Origin of the sequence: Nocardia sp. NPDC050630, from assembly GCF_044457245.1 — a bacterium.
In the GTDB taxonomy this organism is placed as follows: domain Bacteria; phylum Actinomycetota; class Actinomycetes; order Mycobacteriales; family Mycobacteriaceae; genus Nocardia.
Genome location: NZ_JBITGN010000046.1, coordinates 1 through 15,666, shown reverse-complemented (window position 1 = coordinate 15,666; position 15,666 = coordinate 1). Strand labels below are relative to the sequence as shown.

20 protein-coding genes and 4 pseudogenes are annotated in these 15,666 nt (G+C 64.2%); 13 read left to right on the top strand and 11 right to left on the bottom strand.

The genetic code is table 11. The features are described from left to right. The 4 genes and pseudogenes from ACIBG0_RS41685 to ACIBG0_RS41670 all read right to left on the bottom strand — a co-directional run. Positions 1-313 (bottom strand): annotated as a pseudogene (locus tag ACIBG0_RS41685) (hypothetical protein); the annotation flags it as partial. Between the two features lie 63 nt (positions 314-376). Continuing rightward, positions 377-625 (bottom strand): hypothetical protein, encoded by a 249-nt coding sequence (locus ACIBG0_RS41680; protein ID WP_397041079.1) that lies wholly within the window; start codon positions 623-625, stop codon positions 377-379. Between the two features lie 55 nt (positions 626-680). Continuing rightward, on the bottom strand, positions 681-1,160 hold the full coding sequence (locus tag ACIBG0_RS41675) for a helix-turn-helix domain-containing protein (RefSeq protein ID WP_397041077.1): 480 nt from the start codon (positions 1,158-1,160) through the stop codon (positions 681-683). Positions 1,161-1,325: 165 nt separating this feature from the next. After that, a complete protein-coding gene (locus ACIBG0_RS41670; protein WP_397041075.1) occupies positions 1,326-1,604 on the bottom strand; it encodes a DUF5372 family protein in 279 nt (92 codons plus the stop codon). A 173-nt stretch (positions 1,605-1,777) separates the two neighbouring features. Between ACIBG0_RS41670 and ACIBG0_RS41665 the strand changes: the two genes are divergently transcribed. The 8 genes and pseudogenes from ACIBG0_RS41665 (at position 1,778) to ACIBG0_RS41630 (ending at position 7,352) form a co-directional block, all read left to right on the top strand. Then, the gene (locus ACIBG0_RS41665) at positions 1,778-2,146 is read left to right on the top strand and encodes a Mu transposase domain-containing protein (protein ID WP_397041072.1); all 369 of its coding nucleotides are present in this window, start codon (positions 1,778-1,780) and stop codon (positions 2,144-2,146) included. Between the two features lie 3 nt (positions 2,147-2,149). Beyond that, entirely contained in the window at positions 2,150-2,488 is a 339-nt protein-coding gene (locus tag ACIBG0_RS41660) for a hypothetical protein (RefSeq protein WP_397041069.1), read from the top strand. A gap of 5 nt (positions 2,489-2,493) precedes the next feature. Beyond that, on the top strand, positions 2,494-3,012 hold the full coding sequence (locus tag ACIBG0_RS41655) for an ATP-binding protein (RefSeq protein ID WP_397041068.1): 519 nt from the start codon (positions 2,494-2,496) through the stop codon (positions 3,010-3,012). A gap of 124 nt (positions 3,013-3,136) precedes the next feature. After that, the gene (locus ACIBG0_RS41650) at positions 3,137-4,348 is read left to right on the top strand and encodes a site-specific integrase (RefSeq protein ID WP_397041065.1); all 1,212 of its coding nucleotides are present in this window, start codon (positions 3,137-3,139) and stop codon (positions 4,346-4,348) included. Further along, on the top strand, positions 4,345-5,283 hold the full coding sequence (locus tag ACIBG0_RS41645) for a tyrosine-type recombinase/integrase (RefSeq protein ID WP_397041062.1): 939 nt from the start codon (positions 4,345-4,347) through the stop codon (positions 5,281-5,283). Before ACIBG0_RS41650 ends, ACIBG0_RS41645 begins: the two co-directional genes overlap by 4 nt. Continuing rightward, a complete protein-coding gene (locus ACIBG0_RS41640; RefSeq protein WP_397041060.1) occupies positions 5,280-6,269 on the top strand; it encodes a tyrosine-type recombinase/integrase in 990 nt (329 codons plus the stop codon). The genes ACIBG0_RS41645 and ACIBG0_RS41640 overlap by 4 nt, the downstream gene beginning before the upstream one ends. After that, a pseudogene (locus ACIBG0_RS41635) lies at positions 6,266-6,616 on the top strand (ATP-binding protein); the annotation flags it as partial. The gene ACIBG0_RS41640 and the pseudogene ACIBG0_RS41635, both read left to right, overlap by 4 nt. A gap of 151 nt (positions 6,617-6,767) precedes the next feature. Further along, a complete protein-coding gene (locus tag ACIBG0_RS41630) occupies positions 6,768-7,352 on the top strand; it encodes a hypothetical protein (RefSeq protein WP_397041093.1) in 585 nt (194 codons plus the stop codon). Positions 7,353-7,530: 178 nt separating this feature from the next. Here ACIBG0_RS41630 and ACIBG0_RS41625 read toward each other — a convergent pair whose 3' ends face one another. The 4 genes and pseudogenes from ACIBG0_RS41625 to ACIBG0_RS41610 all read right to left on the bottom strand — a co-directional run. Next, entirely contained in the window at positions 7,531-8,400 is an 870-nt protein-coding gene (locus ACIBG0_RS41625) for a hypothetical protein (protein WP_397041058.1), read from the bottom strand. Further along, on the bottom strand, positions 8,397-8,729 hold the full coding sequence (locus ACIBG0_RS41620) for a hypothetical protein (protein WP_397041056.1): 333 nt from the start codon (positions 8,727-8,729) through the stop codon (positions 8,397-8,399). The genes ACIBG0_RS41625 and ACIBG0_RS41620 overlap by 4 nt, the downstream gene beginning before the upstream one ends. Positions 8,730-9,075: 346 nt before the next feature. After that, the gene (locus ACIBG0_RS41615; protein ID WP_397041090.1) at positions 9,076-9,456 is read right to left on the bottom strand and encodes a hypothetical protein; all 381 of its coding nucleotides are present in this window, start codon (positions 9,454-9,456) and stop codon (positions 9,076-9,078) included. 10 nt (positions 9,457-9,466) lie between these two features. Beyond that, positions 9,467-9,646, bottom strand: a pseudogene (locus tag ACIBG0_RS41610) (IS30 family transposase); the annotation flags it as partial. A 192-nt stretch (positions 9,647-9,838) separates the two neighbouring features. Here ACIBG0_RS41610 and ACIBG0_RS41605 point away from each other — a divergent pair. The 3 genes from ACIBG0_RS41605 to ACIBG0_RS41595 are packed head-to-tail and all read left to right on the top strand — an operon-like array spanning position 9,839 to position 10,905. Next, on the top strand, positions 9,839-10,315 hold the full coding sequence (locus tag ACIBG0_RS41605; protein WP_397041054.1) for a hypothetical protein: 477 nt from the start codon (positions 9,839-9,841) through the stop codon (positions 10,313-10,315). A 56-nt stretch (positions 10,316-10,371) separates the two neighbouring features. After that, positions 10,372-10,608, top strand: a complete 237-nt coding sequence (locus tag ACIBG0_RS41600) for a helix-turn-helix domain-containing protein (RefSeq protein ID WP_397041050.1) — start codon at positions 10,372-10,374, stop codon at positions 10,606-10,608. Between the two features lie 3 nt (positions 10,609-10,611). Continuing rightward, complete coding sequence (locus tag ACIBG0_RS41595; protein WP_397041086.1) at positions 10,612-10,905, top strand: helix-turn-helix domain-containing protein; 294 nt, start codon at positions 10,612-10,614, stop codon at positions 10,903-10,905. Between the two features lie 80 nt (positions 10,906-10,985). Here the strand turns inward: ACIBG0_RS41595 and ACIBG0_RS41590 are convergent, their stop codons facing one another. From ACIBG0_RS41590 to ACIBG0_RS41580, 3 genes are all read right to left on the bottom strand, one after another. Further along, entirely contained in the window at positions 10,986-11,108 is a 123-nt protein-coding gene (locus tag ACIBG0_RS41590) for a hypothetical protein (protein ID WP_397041083.1), read from the bottom strand. Between the two features lie 44 nt (positions 11,109-11,152). Continuing rightward, positions 11,153-11,470 carry a hypothetical protein gene (locus ACIBG0_RS41585; protein ID WP_397041088.1) on the bottom strand — a complete coding sequence of 106 codons (318 nt, stop codon included), beginning with the start codon at positions 11,468-11,470 and terminating at the stop codon, positions 11,153-11,155. A gap of 100 nt (positions 11,471-11,570) precedes the next feature. Next, positions 11,571-12,476: an ISL3 family transposase gene (locus ACIBG0_RS41580; protein ID WP_397041048.1), complete on the bottom strand. Its 906-nt coding sequence runs from the start codon at positions 12,474-12,476 to the stop codon at positions 11,571-11,573. A gap of 1,213 nt (positions 12,477-13,689) precedes the next feature. Here ACIBG0_RS41580 and ACIBG0_RS41575 point away from each other — a divergent pair. Together ACIBG0_RS41575 and ACIBG0_RS41570 are read left to right on the top strand one after the other, a co-directional pair. Beyond that, positions 13,690-14,925: pseudogene (locus ACIBG0_RS41575) on the top strand (IS110 family transposase). Between the two features lie 154 nt (positions 14,926-15,079). Continuing rightward, complete coding sequence (locus ACIBG0_RS41570; RefSeq protein ID WP_397041081.1) at positions 15,080-15,574, top strand: transposase; 495 nt, start codon at positions 15,080-15,082, stop codon at positions 15,572-15,574. Positions 15,575-15,666: the final 92 nt, after the last annotated feature.

Sequence of the window (15,666 nt, the reverse complement as noted above, 5' to 3'; positions counted from 1 at the left end):
GAACGAACGAAATCCACACGGCACCAACACTTCTCGCCACCAAGCAACCTCTGACGAACCCGCCAACAGCGCCGTCAGAGGTTAAAAGACAAGCTGAGGCGCCGGATTGGCCTTGGTCGACGTCGATGACCTGGATCTGGTCGGCGGGCCAGCCCAGCGCGATCGCCCGGCCCCGCAGGTCGTATTGCCGGTGCGCGGACTCGATGTTATGCAGAACTTGTTTGAGCGTGGACTGGCGGACATACAACAACGCCTCCTTGCCCAGATGCGCGGCGGTTACTTTCGTCACCGCGGACTCGACGAACACGAACATGCTCCTTCCTCCCGCCGGATTCTTCCGGCGGGAAACACGAAAATGATTGACCTGAAAGATGATTCAGGTTCCGGTGAGCGCTAAACCGGCTAATGCGTCGACCAGCTCGGCAGCAATATCCGCGGGCAGCGACGTCAACGTGATCGGCGCCGAGGCGAGCGCCGGCGCGACCGGGGCAACTACGGCGATCCGGGTCAGCGCAGCTCGCCAAGCGATCACCCCGCGACGGGTCAGGACAGCGAACCCGAGCGGGAACGCCTCGGCCCGTGCATGCAGGGCGGCGTGACGCAGCTGCTCATAGCGTGCATCCAATCCAGACCCGGCCGGCTCCGCCGCCGGTGCGGCCGGTGGCTGATTCGGTTGCGGCTCAAGGACTTTTAGAGTGGCCGTCCCGGTAACGGTCCACGGCGCGTTCGATCGAGCGGGGATGCACCCGCACCCCGAACTGCTCTTCGATCGGTCCCACCAGGTCCTTCGCGCGCAGGGTGGGGTCGGCGGCCAGCTGGGCGTCGGCGAACGCGCAGACCTCGTCGGTGAGCTTGTGACCTGCGCGGGGGCCTGGTTTGCCCGGCACCAGCCCGTCCACGCCGTGGACGTCGAGCGCGGCGGCGGCCTCGTAGAGCGACTGCCGGGAATACCCGAACGCTGCGGCGGCCTCGGTCACCGGTGTCCCCTCGACGCGGACCCGCCGGACCATCTCGTATTTGACCTGGACCACGTCCCGGGCATCGAAGAACTCGTGCCCGGTGAAGACCTCGTCGGTCACCGCGTCGGGACGCGGATTCAAACACCGCGCCGCCCGCAACTCGCCGACCTTCGGATCCTCGGGCGAACCACGCCGCGCCATACAACCTCTTTCACGATCAAACAGTCAGACAGATTATGCCGCACTACAAACGGATCCGAGACCGGAACGGTGAAACAAACCACAGGAGACTCACCAAATACGCAGACAGATCCGTTCAGTCGATCAGACCTCGATAACTCTGCTGCGGCATAATCCATCTGACGTCTACGGCGTAATCTGTCTGACGGTCTTTTCGCCGTCCGGCAACGCACGCAGTCCATCGATCAGCTCGGCCAGCTCGAGAAGCCCGGTCGTGGTGAACGGGCACCGGCCCTCGGCGATCACCACGAACGGATCCGGCGCGGCGACATCGGTCCACCCTGCTGGCAGGGAGAACAACGCGCCGTGTTCGTCGCGCATGCTGACCCGGTCCTCACCCCAGTTGAAGCGGTGCTCGACGAACTCGAACTCCTGCCCGAACGACGGATGGAACCGATGAGTCACCCGCACTCGGCGGAACTGATCGTCGGGACAGGGTGTAGTCGACGACGTCATCCAAGCGGCGCGTCGAACGATGCGTTCCTTATGCACGGTCGAATTTCTTTGCCGGAGAATAATTCCGGGATCTCCAGAACTGCCGGGAACGCACGCAGCGGTGGTGCCGTGAGACGGCGGGGATGAGAATACATGGCACCACGCGCCTGCGTCCGGTCGAAGTGTTCGCCACCGATGAGGCGCCGAAGCTCAAACCGTTGCCCGATACCGTGTTCGACATTCCGGTCTGCGTGAATCCGAAGGTTGCGCCGGACCGGCATGGTCAGATCTCCCAGGCTCTCTACAGCATTCCCGGTGATCTCCTCGGGCAGCGGTTGACCGCTCGCGTCGACTCGCAGACGGTGAAGCTCTACTTCCGTGGTGAGCTGATCAAGGTCGACCCGAAGGTTGGGCCCGGCCGCCGGCAGACCGATCCTGCGGACCTGCCGTCGGAATTGACGGCTTTTGCGATGCGGGACCTGACTACGTTGCAACGCAAAGCATTCGACTAAGGCGTGCAGGTCGGCGCCTATGCGGCGGCGGTGCCCGAGCATCCACTGCCTTGGACGACGATGCGGCAAGTCTACCGGCTGCTCGGGTTGGTGCGCCGTCACGTCGCCGACGCCGTCGATGAAGCAGGCCGACGGTCGCTGGACGCTGAGGTCGTCGACGTCGGGGTCATCGACCGCATGCTCACCCGCGCCACCATCGCCCAGCAGCTGACCTTGTTGCCGGCCACCGGCGCCGTCCCGGTTCATCCGGTCCACCACCGATTTCACGGTCAGGAGGCCGCACCACCCGCCGTCCCGCCGCCGCCCCGGCGGTCAAACCGATCATGGTCACCCCGGAGCTGAGGTCGATGATGCTCCGACTCGAGCTCGGCCAGCTCCTGGACAGCCTCCCCGAACGCCTCGCACTCGCGCGGTCGAACCGGCTGCCCCACCACGATTTCCTGGAAATGCTGTTCGCCGACGAGGTCACCCGCCGCGACTGGGCTTCCGAGCAACGCCGCGCCAAAACCGCCCACCAGGACCCGCAGACACACCTGACGGCATGGAACGGTTCGACCGCGGTCACCTTCGACCGCGAACTCAGGGTCGAGCTGACCTCGCTGCGGTTCCTCGCCGACGCCTACAACGTATTGATCATGGGGCCAGCCGGGGCCGGAAAGACGTTTCTGGCCAACGCATTAGGAAACATCGCGGTCCGCCGCCACCACACCGTTCACACCGAACGCGCCGACAAACTGTTCAAACGATTGCGTGGTGCCCGGTTGGACGGCAGCTACGAAGACGAGATGTGCAAACTGCACCGCGTCGACCTACTCATCCTCGACTTATCCCGACCCGGTGATTATCCCGATGTCGTGGGTGGTTGACATGAGAGTCGCTGTGGCGGTGTGTGATTAGTTTTGGTTGCTGGTTCTTGGCTCGGGGTAATTCCGGGGGTCGCACTCTTTGGTTGCGGGAGCAAGGTGTTTCCGTGTCCGGAGAGGAGTGATGATGGGAACGACTGGGTGGAGGGCTGGCGAGGGTCCGCTGGTGGGATTCGCTGCCGGGCTCGAGCAGGAGCTGCTGGCGCGTGGGCACAAGCCCGGTGCGATCGCGAAGCATCTCGGCCTGATGGGTCAGCTGAACCGGTGGATGACCAGTACGGATCTGGTGGCAGGTGATCTTCGGGCGGCGGTGTTCGAGCAGTTCCTGGCCGAGGCGCGGGCCGGTGGGCGTCGACGGGTTCCGACGATGGCGACCGCGGCCACGTTGCTGTCGTATCTGGCCGACTGTGGTGTGATCGGTGCGGTCGAGCCGGCGGCCCCGACCGCGCGGGAGATGCTGCTGGTCGGCTATCGACACTATTTGCTCGACGAGCGCGGCCTGACGCCAGGCACCGTGTTGCGATACGAGAGGTTCGCCAAAAGATTTCTGTCGCAACGGTCTTCACAGTCCGGTCACGAGGTGGGTGATGAGGGGTTGACCGGCGGGGAAGTCAACGCCTTCCTGCTGGCGGCCGGGGCGCGTCTGGTCGTGGGATCGGCGAAACGGGAGGCCGCCGACCTGCGGGCGCTGCTGCGGTATCTGTATCTGCGCGGCAGGATCGGTGCAGACCTCGGTGCGGCGATGCCGCCGGTCGCGGCATGGCGGGGCACCGGGTTGCCGACTGGTCCCAGCGCCGGGGAGGTCGATGCGGTGCTGGCCAGCTGCGACCGGTCGACGGTGAGCGGGCGCCGCGACTACGCGGTGCTGAATCTGCTGGCGCGGCTGGGGCTGCGCAGCGGCGAGGTCGCTGCCCTACAGCTCAGTGATATCGATTGGCGGCGTGGTGAACTGGTGGTGCGTGGCAAGGCACGGCGCCTGGACCGACTGCCGTTACCGACCTCGGTGGGCGCTGCGGTCGCGGAGTATCTGCGCCACGACAGGCCACGCTGCACCGGCCCGCAAGCGATCTTGACCTTGTATGCGCCGCCACGGCCGATCCATCCCAGCACCATCCCCAACATCGTCTACCGGGCCTGCCGCCGCGCCGGAGTGAGGCCGGTGGGCGGGCACCGCCTGCGTCACGGGCTGGCCACCGAAATGCTGCGCCAAGGCGGGAGTTTGGTCGAGATCGCACAGGTGCTTCGGCACACCGATCTCGGCACGACCTCCGACTACGCCAAGATCGACCGGACCGCGCTGCGCGCGGTCGTGGCGCCGTGGCCGGCGGCTCGGTCATGAGCACCGACTTCGCGGGCCATGCCGCTGACTACCTACGGTTGCGCCGCAGCCTCGGCCATGACCTGGCCGAAGCACACCGGTTGCTTCCACGCTTCGTCGCCTACCTCGATGTCATCGGCGCAACCAGGATCACCACCGGTGTTGCGCTGGAATGGGTTCGGCGTCGCGACGTCGGTCCGGAGTGTTCGATATGGCCACGGCGGATGACCGTGGTGCGCGGGTTCGCCCGTTATATGTCGGGCATCGACCCGGCGACCGAGATTCCCCCATATGGGCTGGTGATTCACCGCCAGCAGTGGAAACCACCGTTCATCTACTCCGCCAACGACATCCAGGCATTGCTGCGCGCGGTGCCGGTGGTGGTGCCCACCACGCTGCGCCGAGCCACGGTCGAGACGATGATCGGATTGCTGGCCTGCACCGGCCTGCGGGTGGGCGAGGCCATCGCGCTGGCCCGTGACGATGTCGACTGCGTCGACGGGGTGCTGACCATCCGCGCGTCGAAATTCACCAAGAACCGTGAGGTCTTGCTGGACGCCACCGCCACCGACGCGTTGACCGCCTACGCCGCGATCCGGGACCGGCACGTGCCGGTCTCGGCGACAGGGAACTACTTCTGCTCGGGCAAGGGAACCGCGGTGATCTACTCCGACTTCGGGTTCCTGTTTCGGCGGCTGGTGACTGTCTCGGGCGTCGGCACCGATTCGGCCATCCACCCGCGCATCCACGATCTGCGACATTCGTTCGCGGTCCACACTCTCGTGCGTTGGTATCGCAACGGAGACGATGTCGCGGCACTGCTGCCGCGATTGTCGACCTACATGGGTCACCGCACACCGGTCTACACGTATTGGTACTTGTCGGCCGCCCCAGAACTGCTGGCGCTGGCCGCCGAGCGGCTGCAGAACCCGACCACGGAAGGACTGCTCCGATGAGCTCGCTCGCGCCCACCCTGCAGTTGTTCTTCACCGAACGGCTGATCAACCAGCGCCAGGCCAGCCCTGCCACGATCACCTCCTACCGCACCACCTTTCAACTGCTGCTGCGGTTCGTCGGTGACCGCACCGGCAAAGCGCCCTCGGCCCTGGAGTTCACCGATCTCGACGCTGAGGTGATCTCGGCGTTCCTGCAGCATCTGGAAACCGACCGTCACAACAGCGGCCGCAGCCGCAACGCGCGACTGGCGGCCCTGCGGTCCCTGTTCCGGTTCGCCGCGCTTCGGCACCCTGAACACGCCGAGCTGATCGGGCAAGTGCTCGCTATCCCGCAGAAACGTTGCGACAGAACCGATGTGTCGTTTCTGCAACCCCACGAGGTCGACGCGTTGCTCGCCGCACCCGATCGCTCTCGCTGGGAAGGCCGCCGGGACCATGCCCTGCTCCTGCTCGCAATCCAGACCGGGCTACGGCTGTCGGAGTTGACCGGACTCACCTGCGGTGACATCGAACTCGGCCCCGGCGCGCACGCGCGCTGCCAGGGCAAAGGCCGCAAGCAGCGATGCGTCCCGCTCACGCCGGCCACCACGGCGGTCCTGCGCGTCTGGTTCCACGAACGCCACGGACACCTCGACCAGCCCGCATTCCCCACCCGCACCGGGCGCCGACTCAGCGACGACGCAGTCGAAGCACGTCTCAACCTCTACAAGAACATCGCCCGCCAGCGATGTCCGTCGTTGGAAGGCAAACGACTCTCACCCCACACCCTTCGCCACACCTGCGCGATGAATCTGCTGCACAGCGGCGTCGATTCCGCCGTCATCGCGCTCTGGCTCGGCCACGCCGACCCACGGTCCACCGCCGCCTACCTTCACGCCGACATGGCGATCAAGGAACGCGCCCTGGCCCGCACCACACCACCGACTACCAAACCCGGCCGCTACCGGCCCCCGGACGACCTACTCGCCTTCCTGGAGAGCCTCTGAATATCCCGATATCCACGACAACAGATGCCGGAGAACCACTGCCACACAAGAAATCCCACCACTTTGACCCACGACATCGGGATAATCACCGGGTCGGGATAAGTCGACTAATCCCGATCTCGGGATTAGTCGACGACCTGGCGTTGCAGCAGCTCGAAGCGGTCGAGACCAACGACTTCTACGAACTGATCGTCGAACGCCACCGCAAAGCCTCCACGATCATCACCAGCAACCGGGAACCCCCGCAGATCCTGACCATGATGGCCGACCCGCTACTGGCCCAATCAGCGATGGACCGGCTCCAATCAGCCACCTACGAACTCGTTGTCGAGGGTGAGCCCTACCAGCAACACGAGAAGCCACGCCGCAGCAAACAGCCACCCGGATTGATCCAGCGGCCAGTCTCGGGCACTAATCACCACACGGTCCGCAGCCAGCACGAGCTGACCATGCTGATGCCCGAGCAGCGACGCCGACCAGAAAGGGGATGGAAGACCGGTGATGCAGCGCCGCTACAGCATTCACACAGCCGATCAATGGGCAGGATGGTCGTACTACAGTGCCGCCCACCGATACGACATCCACGGCACACCCGAGGCCACCTCAGCCTGCGCACAGACAATGGACCGGCTCGAAGCAGCTGCCGACGAGGCACGGTTACGCGAACTCGCCTACGACGGCGACCGCTGCGCTTTCATCCGGGTGATCGAGATCATGGTAGACGCAGACCGTGTCGATGACCTGCGGCTTTTAGCACACGACGGTGATGACCGCGCGTTCGCGACGCTCATGGAATATCTGGTCCGAACCAACAGCATCGACCGGCTTCGCGCGGAGGCGCCCGAGTTCGCGAGCGCCCGACTGTGGTTGGCGCAACTGCACTTCCGCCGCGGTGAGGACGAGGCAGGGCTCGCACAGCTCGAAGCCATGGAAAGCGATCCCGACAACGGTTTCTACGCCCACTCCGCACGAATAGCGCAGTTGATCCGGCTCGACCGGATGGCTGAAGTCCGCACGATGGCCGAGTCCGGCGACCCGAGAGCCACACGACGTCTGCGGTGGAGATCCACCACACCGGATTGACCAGCAACGCGCCCATGGGGCACCATCACCACACGACCCTCCACCGGAACAGCACGGTCCCATGCTCGGGTTCTGACGCGGATACCGTGATCACTTCGAGGGCCGCCGGATTTCCGAGGTGGAGCCGGACTCGTTGTGGCTGAGTAGTATTCGCTTCCGGAGCAGGTCCAGGTTCGATCTACCAAAGCACTGCCTCTTGAGGGCCTTGACCTTGGCCGAGCCATGCCTGCAGTTCGAACAGCGTCATCGGTTCTTTGGCGTTATAGAGCTGGCTCGCGATCGTGGATCGGGCCCGGTGGCTGGTGGCTGGTGGCTGGTGGCTGGTGATGCTGCCGCGGACATCGGCGTCCGGGACGCTGGCCTTGCGGCAAAGCATCGGGATGACGGTGTTGTTGATGTAGGCCGTCGAGATGCGTCGAGCCCGGAACACGAACAGCAGATCGACCTGTTCGCTGGTGCGGTGATCCAGCAGACGCGGCTGGGCAGGCCGGATTGCCTGCCAGGCGTCCACGGCCTGGCCGAGGATCGGGTCGACGGGTTTGGTGAACGCGGTGCCGGTCTTGTTGGTGGGAACGTCGAGCAGGCAGGCCGCGTCTCGGGCCAAGATCTCGCCGGAGTCGCCGTCGATCGCAGCGCCGTCGTGTTGCCATCGGATGCAACCGACTCGCAGACGGGCGATTTCGTTGCTGCGCAGGCCGGCGAACAGCCAGGTCACTGTGACGGCGCGGACCAGCTCGAGTGGGTAGAACTGGCCGGAGGTAGTGACCGGCAGGTCCTCTGCTTGCAGGTTCAGCCCGGCCCACAACAGTTTCGCCCAAATATCATCGGCGATCATCCGCGGATTCGGCCCCAGTAACGCGGCGATGCTGCGCGGGGTGGCCAGCGCGCGCTGCGGGTCGAACCGCCTCGACAGCCACTCCCACTCCTGGCAGTCGCTGAAGAACCGCCGCAGCGCCGCGAGCGGGCCTTCCTTGGTGGGCGCCTCCAGTGGTTTGCCGAGGCGGTCACCGAGGCCGATGGTTCGCTGGGCGTAGTCAGCGACTGTCATCCGTTCCAACGCGGCGACCCAGGCGGCGCAGGTCTGCCGCGTCCAGTCGGCCGGGTCCGCGGCCTCGGGGTGCTCGAGATCACGTTCGCGCCCCGACGACTCGGCCGCTCCGCCATCTCCCGGACATACCGCGCGAAATGGGCTCGATCGGCCTCCACCGGGTCGACCTGCACCCGATCGCACATCTCGAGATATTCGGCCAGTCCGCGCGAGTAGGCGTCCATCGTCCGTGGCGCACGACCGAGATCAGCCCACACCCGCAGCCAGACGGCGGCCCGTTCGTGCCGGCCCAGCACCGGCCACTTCTCCATCAGCACTACCGTGCCCAACACATCTCCTCAGTTCGTGGTCATACCGCAGCGAGATAGTCTCCGCTGCAGTCAGATTCCACGTAACTGATAATCGCTGCTGAATCGTGGCATTCGCCAAGCCCGCACCCGAATCGAGCGACACCACGTTCGGCCCGCGATGGTGAGGGCGGGACGTCAACTCCCGCACGAACATCGCGACATGCGACCGGTTCGCGGTCACCGGATCCACCTGCTCGCGCTCGCACATCAGCAGATACTCCGCCAGCCCGCGCCCATAGGCATCGATCGTGCGAGGCGCCCGCCCGAGATCAACCCAGATCCCCAGCCAGACCGCTGCCTGCTCGTGCCGTCCGAGCACCGGCCACTACTCCACCAGCGCCACCGCGCCGCCACTCTGCCTCCAAAGTCCGTGGTCACCCCGAGAAGACATGATCACCCCGGGGCCAGATTCCACGTAACTTTTAAAATGCTGAAGCGGCAAATGTTCGGCAGAGCCAACTTCGACCTTCTTCGCCGCCGCGTTCTCCTGGTCGAGTAGCACGTCGGCACCAAATGTGCGCCAGAGCCACTCTGTCATGGCCACGGACACCGATGCACCATGAATCTCCGCGAAATGCGCCGAAATCTCGCCCCGTGCTCGATCGATGCGGCCGACTGATCGACGGCACAGAATCACCGACACGATCGTGGATCGACCGCCGAACAGCCACTTTCCCCATGGGATTTCGTGACGACGTCCGAGCATGGCTGCTATGTGTCTTTCGGGATCTGGCGTTCAGTGCCGCAGCGACCGCTCCGATCTCGCTCGCCGTCCATCTGGACAGGTCGGTCGCCTTCGGACAGTATTGGCGCAGAAGACCATTCGTGTTCTCGCTGGTCCCGCGCTGCCAGGGTGAGTGCGGGTCGGTGAAGTAGACGGCGATACCACTTGCAACCATATTCGCCCACCCGGCACCACCGAATCCGGCGCGAACAAACCTACCGGCACCGCACCGTTGGCCATAGCCGACGAGAGTTCCCGGACGCTCACTTACACGTATCGACTACCGATGCGAGCGGCAGCCCACCTCCAGTAACTTTCAACCGCTCAGGCTCAGCTCCACGACAAAGAGAGGCCAAGGAGGAGGATGTTTAATCAAAAGGTGGTTCGGGTGTCGAGTGGCTGCGCACTGGTTTTCGCTGCGCTACTCGCTGGCACCGCCCCCGCCGAAGCCGAAGATCCCACATTCGATCTACCCAGGATGTCCACCGGCGCAGATGGGTTCGCTTGCGCAGGCGACGTGTCAGGCCAGATTATTACCCATCCAAATCACCAAGGATGGGTCGATATACGCCTGCGGGGATCACTGAAGGCCTTCGGGATCCCCGCACCGTGGTGCCAGCTTGCCGCCACGGTGGAGTGGCGAAACCTCGATACCGGCAAATCCGGGTCTGTACAGATCCCCATGTATGCAGAAGGCAATTCGGTATACTTCTGGGCTATTCCACTGTTCAGCGATCGAGTAGGCGGCGGCTACGCCATATCTGGGTCCGGCGAAGTGGAGTTCACTCTCAACACAAACTACCCACATACTCCGAGTGCCACCAACGTAACCGTCTCCTAGCGCTGCGTTCCTCAATGATCATGTATCTTGTTGTGGGTCTTGTTGGTTCGGGTGTGATGGGGTGGGTTCTGCCGAAGGTGCTGGTCGCGCGTCCTGCGCGGGATGTGGTGGAGGAGCGGAAGATTCGTAAGCTCGCTGGTGCTCGGCATGCTCCGGGTGATTGGATTCGCCGGGCGCGGATGATCACGGCGAGCTGGGACGGGAAGTCCGCCGCCCACATCGCGCAGGAGTTGGGTTGTCATCCGCAGACGGTGCGTGAACGCTTGCACCGGTTCAACATTCACGGTCTGTAGGGGCTGGGCGATCGGCCGGGGTCGGGACGTAGACCTCGACTGACCGAGATAGAGCGCAGTCGTATCGTGGCTTTGGTCGCCACCACGCCACCGGGGCGGTTGACGCGGCAATCCGATGGCACCCCGGAAGCCGAGTATGACGGGGCACAGTCGAGCTGGACGCTGGATTCGCTGACCGCGGCCCTACGCGCCGAGGGCATTGTCGTGGGTCGTAGTCAGGTGCGCAGAATACTTGTGGCAGAAGCGATCAGGTGGCGACAGCGCTCACCAAGACTGGCTCTGTCCCACTTTCGATGATCGGCGTGGCTGCTATGTGGTGGCGAGGACGCGGAGTCGGAGTAGGTCGAACTGTGCTCTGCCGTACATGGCGCGCTTGATTAGCTTAAAAGTTGGTTGACATTTCCTTCGGTAGGGCCGTTGCTGTAGGGCAGGGTCAGTCCCGCGACCACGGCGTCCCAGCCGCGATGCAGAGTGGTCGCGAACGAGCAGATCTCCCGGATTCCGCTGGCTTGTGCGCGCTGACTCCAGGCTGCGAGCTCTGCCCCTAAAGTTGCCGTAGGAGCATCGCGAACTCGGTGGCGAGTCCGGCGGTGGTGGCGATCTCGTCGGATCGGTCGATGATCGCGGCAAGTTGCTCGCGTTCGTCGTCGTTCAGTTCGTCGAAGCGGCGCATTATCCAACCAGCGGCCTTGCGTGGTGTGATCGTGGGAGGCGCCTGGGCGGGGACACCGGCCACGCGCCAGTGCTGCAGGTATCGGCGGACCGTCTTTACGCTGCCGCCGAATCCCTGGGCCGTGATCTCTCGATAGAGGACCGCGGCGTTGACGCAGCCCTCACGCCAGCGGCGTTGCAGGTAGGGCACGAACGGGTCGATCAGACTGGCGCGCCGTACTCCGGAATTCAGGAGACCGTCGATCTCGTTACGCGCGTAGCGTCGGACGGTCTTGCGGTCGAGGTTTAATTCACGCGAGACCGCGCTGATCGTCCAGCCCTGAAGCCAGCATCTGTTGGATCTGCGGGTGTCGTCGGGTGATCCGTTGCGCCAACGGGCCATCGGGTGGATCGGCGGGCGGTATCGGCAGTGCCGGGATCCGGTCCGGGTCTCGCCCGTTCAGGCAGGACCGCTTGCGGCCGAGTACTCGCTCCACAGCGGTGGTCAGGTTCGCCAGCAGATGCCACCTGTCCGCGACTTGAACCGCGGCCGGGGCTCCGCGGCGGGCGCCGTCGGCGAAGTAGCCGGCGCGGTCACGGCAGATCACCTCGATCCCGGGGTGATCGGTCAGCCAGACGGCCAACGCATCGGAGCTGGCTTCGGGCAACAGGTCCACAGGACGGCGGGTAGCCATATCGACCAGGATCGTTCCGTAGTTGCGGCCCATGCGAAACGCGAACTCGTCGACCCCGACAACAGTAAGCTCGCCGACCTCCGGTTGCGGCAGTGCGCGGATGATCCGCAGCAGTGTCATCCTGCTGACCGCACTGACGACCCCGGCGCACAGTCGCGCCGCGGGCCTGCCTCCCAGCGCCAACGCGAACCTTCTCAGCACGTAACGCAGCGGGAGGCTGCGACGCCCATAACGCACGGTCAACCCGGCCACCTGCTCGGCGAAGATCCGCCGCTCGCACCCGTTGTTGCCGCAGAACAGCCGCCGAACCCCCAACCTGAGCAACACTTCCCGGCCCGCGACCGCGACATCGGTGACCTCACGGGAGTAGCGGCTGTGAACCCGCGAAGAAACCACACCACATACCGGGCACGGCTGCGGGTTCTCCCTGGTCACAACATCGAACCGGATCGTCGGCCCGACCCTGCTCACACCCACCACACACACACCCGACAAATGCGGGAACATCAACTGCCACAACACATCTGCTGCACCATCAACAACCACAACCGGCGTTTCTACCGTAATCCGCAGCACTCCAACACAATCGACACTCGCCGATCATCGAAAGTGGGACAGAGCCACCTACAAGTGGCCATTGACATCCTTCCCGGTCATCCACAGGTTCTGATCATTGCTCGTTTCGGTCGGCGATCGCGCCGACGCCGGTCGGCCGGCAGTCTCAAGCACTGGAGGCCATGCCAGACCATACAGCCTGTGTAGGGGCAGCCAAGATAAACGGAAAGGGCTCGTGGGCGACTTCGATCGACCGAACCGGATTATACGAATTTCAACCCCACAGGAGAAAGAGACAATTTACGCTTCGTGGCAGGCGTGCTGTCACCGATTGTGACAGCACGCCCGGACCGCTTTCGATTTCTATCCGAAACCTCACGAATCCCTAACACTCGGCAAATCCGAGACTGGACTGAGGTTCCGCTTCTACTTATGGTAGCCGAATGCCAATTTGCAGTGTGGACAGCGGCAAATCCTCCACCGGCTACATATGGGGACACCCGGCTGGCATTGCATGGAAATGATTTTGCCAAGTGGCCATTCTCGTCCAATTTATCCACTCCACCGCAGACGACTTTGTTTTGGGAATCATAAGCCGCCCACAACACCCCCGGAGTATTGGGTTCCCCGTTATCCACAACGATGTCGATGAACCAAGGGCCATCAATGGTGATGTCTTTTATCTGACAACTTCTCGACACCTCACAATGGGCTCTCAGATCTGGCGCGGCGCGCACCTCCGCAGGCAGAGCCAACGCGAAACAAATCGCGGCTCCGAGCGCAATCGCAATGTCGGCAAGTTTCGGCCGCATAGATTTCCTAATCAGTAGTTGGGACTGGAGTTTTCGGCCTGTGGGGCCCGGAGGGTTCTTGTTCTGGAGCGGGCTCGCTGCCGGGTGATGCCTTGTGTTTCCCGACGCTGTGACGTCTCGAGAAAGAACGGTGCGTGCGGTGGCGGGCTCGTTCGTCCGGTGGTGTGATGCCGTTGCTCGAGCCCACCGCAGGATCGACCTCCGTCAGATATTCGCGAGCCGTAGAGCTCTGAAGGCAGCACGGGGTTCTGCGGTGGGCTGGGGTCACGGATGGCTAGTGAGATGTCGGACCGATGAGTCCTGTGATTAGGGCGCCACGTGATTCCGCTGAGAGCACCCGCAACACCTGATGAAGGAGCGATACCCGAGTGCGCTATTACTGCGGAATCGACTGGGCCACCGCCCATCACGATGTCGCGATCATCGACGATGCCGGGACTGTGATCACCCGCGCTCGCGTCACCAACGACGCGGCCGGATTCGCGCTGTTGCTGACGCTGCTGGCCGAAGCTGGGGACAGCGACACCGAGCCGGTCCCTGTGGCGATCGAAACCGATCGTGGTTTGTGGGTCGCGGCGCTGCGCGCCACCGGCCGCCCGATCTACCCGATCAACCCGCTCAAGGCCTCTCGGTATCGGCCCCGTCACCAGGTCTCGGGAGCCAAATCCGACGCCGTCGACGCGGTGCTGCTGGCCAACATCTTGCGCACCGACGCTGCCGAGCACCAGTGCTTGCCCGCCGACACCGAAGCAGCCCAAGCTATCCGGGTGCTCGCCCGCGCCCAGCAAGACGCCGTCTGGGCGCGCCAGCGATTGAGCAACCAGATCCGTGACCTGCTCAAGGACTACTACCCGGCCGCGCTGGCGGCCAGTGCCGGATTGCCCGAGGGCGGACTAACCCGCCGAGATATCCGTGCGGTTCTCGCTGCGGCACCAACCCCGTCCGCCGCGGCGCGGTTGACACGCGCTCAGTTGCGCAAACTGCTCACCGGAGCCGGGCGCAAACGCTTCATCGACCGCGACGTCGAGCTCCTGCGTGAGGTCTTCGCCGGCACCTATCTGCAGCAGCCGCCACAGGTCGAGATTGCGATGGGCATCCAGCTGACCGCGCTGCTGCGGCAGCTCGACGCCGCGGTCACTGCCGCTGAGGACCTCGCTGGGGCGGCGATCGCCCATTTTGAACAGCACCCGGACGCCAAGATCTTGACCAGCTTCCCCGGCCTCGGGTCGCTGTCGGGTGCCCGGGTGCTCGCCGAGATCGGTGACGACCGAGCCCGTTTCGCTCACGCCCGCGGGCTGAAAGCCTTCGCCGGAACCGCGCCGATCACCCGTGCCAGCGGCAAGAAGAAGGTGGTCCTGCACCGGCATATCAAGAACCGCAGGCTGGCTGCGGTCACATCGATGTGGGCGCTGGCCTCGCTTCGGGCCTCGCCCGGCGCGCGAGCGCACCTCGATACCCGCCGCGCCGCTGGCGACTGGGTCGCGCAAGCCCAGAGGCACCTGGTCAACAAATTCCTCGGTCAACTGCTCTGCTGACTGCAAACCGGCCAGCTCTACAATGAACATCGCGCTTTCCCACCTCCTTCCCAAGCATCAGCGGCTTGACTCTTATCCACGTGAGATGTCTTTCTGGTAGCGACAGGCTGGACGTTTGCAGCTTGCCACCCAGCAGGAGTGGAGGACAAAACCTATCCATGCCGGGATGACGCTAGTGCCTCGTCTAAGTAGGTTGCCCCGGTAACCGGGTGTCGGGTTGATCGTGGGCGCGTGGCCGGTGATGCTGCCGGTGGAGGTGGTGCCGGTGGCCCGGAGGCCGGAAGTGTTTGTGCGAGCGGTGACCCCGGAAGAGGGGCGCCGGTTGCAGAAGATCACGAAGACGAGCAGGCAGCCGATCAGGACGCGCCGTGCGATCGTGGTGATGGCTTCGGCGCAGCGTCAGCCGGTACCCGCGATCGCGAGGTTGATGCAGGTCAGCGAAGCTTATGTGCGGCAAGTGATCCACGAGTTCAACGAACGGGGGTTCGAGGCGCTGGACCCAAAATGGAGCGCGGGCAGGCCGAAGAAGGTGGATCGGGCGGCGCGTGAACGCATCGCTTGCATCGCCCGGTGCTGCCCGCGGGATCTGGGCTGGCCGTTTTCGGTGTGGAGTCTGTCAAAACTGCGAGAAGTGCTGGTCACCAACGAGATCGCCGATATCAGCCGCGAGACTCTGCGCAAGATCCTCAAAGCTGAAGGGGGTGTCGTGGCAGGGTGAGGTTCACCCCGAATGGTGGACAGGGGTTCAAGCAGCTTTCGCTGCGACTGTCAGGGACTGCTCATAGCAGATGGGGCTGAGCATCCCGATGG

What these genes read in the sequence shown, in the direction of transcription:
- ACIBG0_RS41675 (WP_397041077.1), bottom strand. Translation starts at nt 1,160, where the DNA reads ATGGCGCGGCGTGGTTCGCCCGAGGATCCGAAGGTCGGCGAGTTGCGG.
- ACIBG0_RS41665 (WP_397041072.1), top strand. Translation starts at nt 1,778, where the DNA reads ATGAGAATACATGGCACCACGCGCCTGCGTCCGGTCGAAGTGTTCGCC.
- ACIBG0_RS41655 (WP_397041068.1), top strand. Translation starts at nt 2,494, where the DNA reads ATGATGCTCCGACTCGAGCTCGGCCAGCTCCTGGACAGCCTCCCCGAA.
- ACIBG0_RS41650 (WP_397041065.1), top strand. Translation starts at nt 3,137, where the DNA reads ATGGGAACGACTGGGTGGAGGGCTGGCGAGGGTCCGCTGGTGGGATTC.
- ACIBG0_RS41645 (WP_397041062.1), top strand. Translation starts at nt 4,345, where the DNA reads ATGAGCACCGACTTCGCGGGCCATGCCGCTGACTACCTACGGTTGCGC.
- ACIBG0_RS41640 (WP_397041060.1), top strand. Translation starts at nt 5,280, where the DNA reads ATGAGCTCGCTCGCGCCCACCCTGCAGTTGTTCTTCACCGAACGGCTG.
- ACIBG0_RS41625 (WP_397041058.1), bottom strand. Translation starts at nt 8,400, where the DNA reads ATGACAGTCGCTGACTACGCCCAGCGAACCATCGGCCTCGGTGACCGC.
- ACIBG0_RS41615 (WP_397041090.1), bottom strand. Translation starts at nt 9,456, where the DNA reads ATGCTCGGACGTCGTCACGAAATCCCATGGGGAAAGTGGCTGTTCGGC.
- ACIBG0_RS41605 (WP_397041054.1), top strand. Translation starts at nt 9,839, where the DNA reads ATGTTTAATCAAAAGGTGGTTCGGGTGTCGAGTGGCTGCGCACTGGTT.
- ACIBG0_RS41600 (WP_397041050.1), top strand. Translation starts at nt 10,372, where the DNA reads ATGGGGTGGGTTCTGCCGAAGGTGCTGGTCGCGCGTCCTGCGCGGGAT.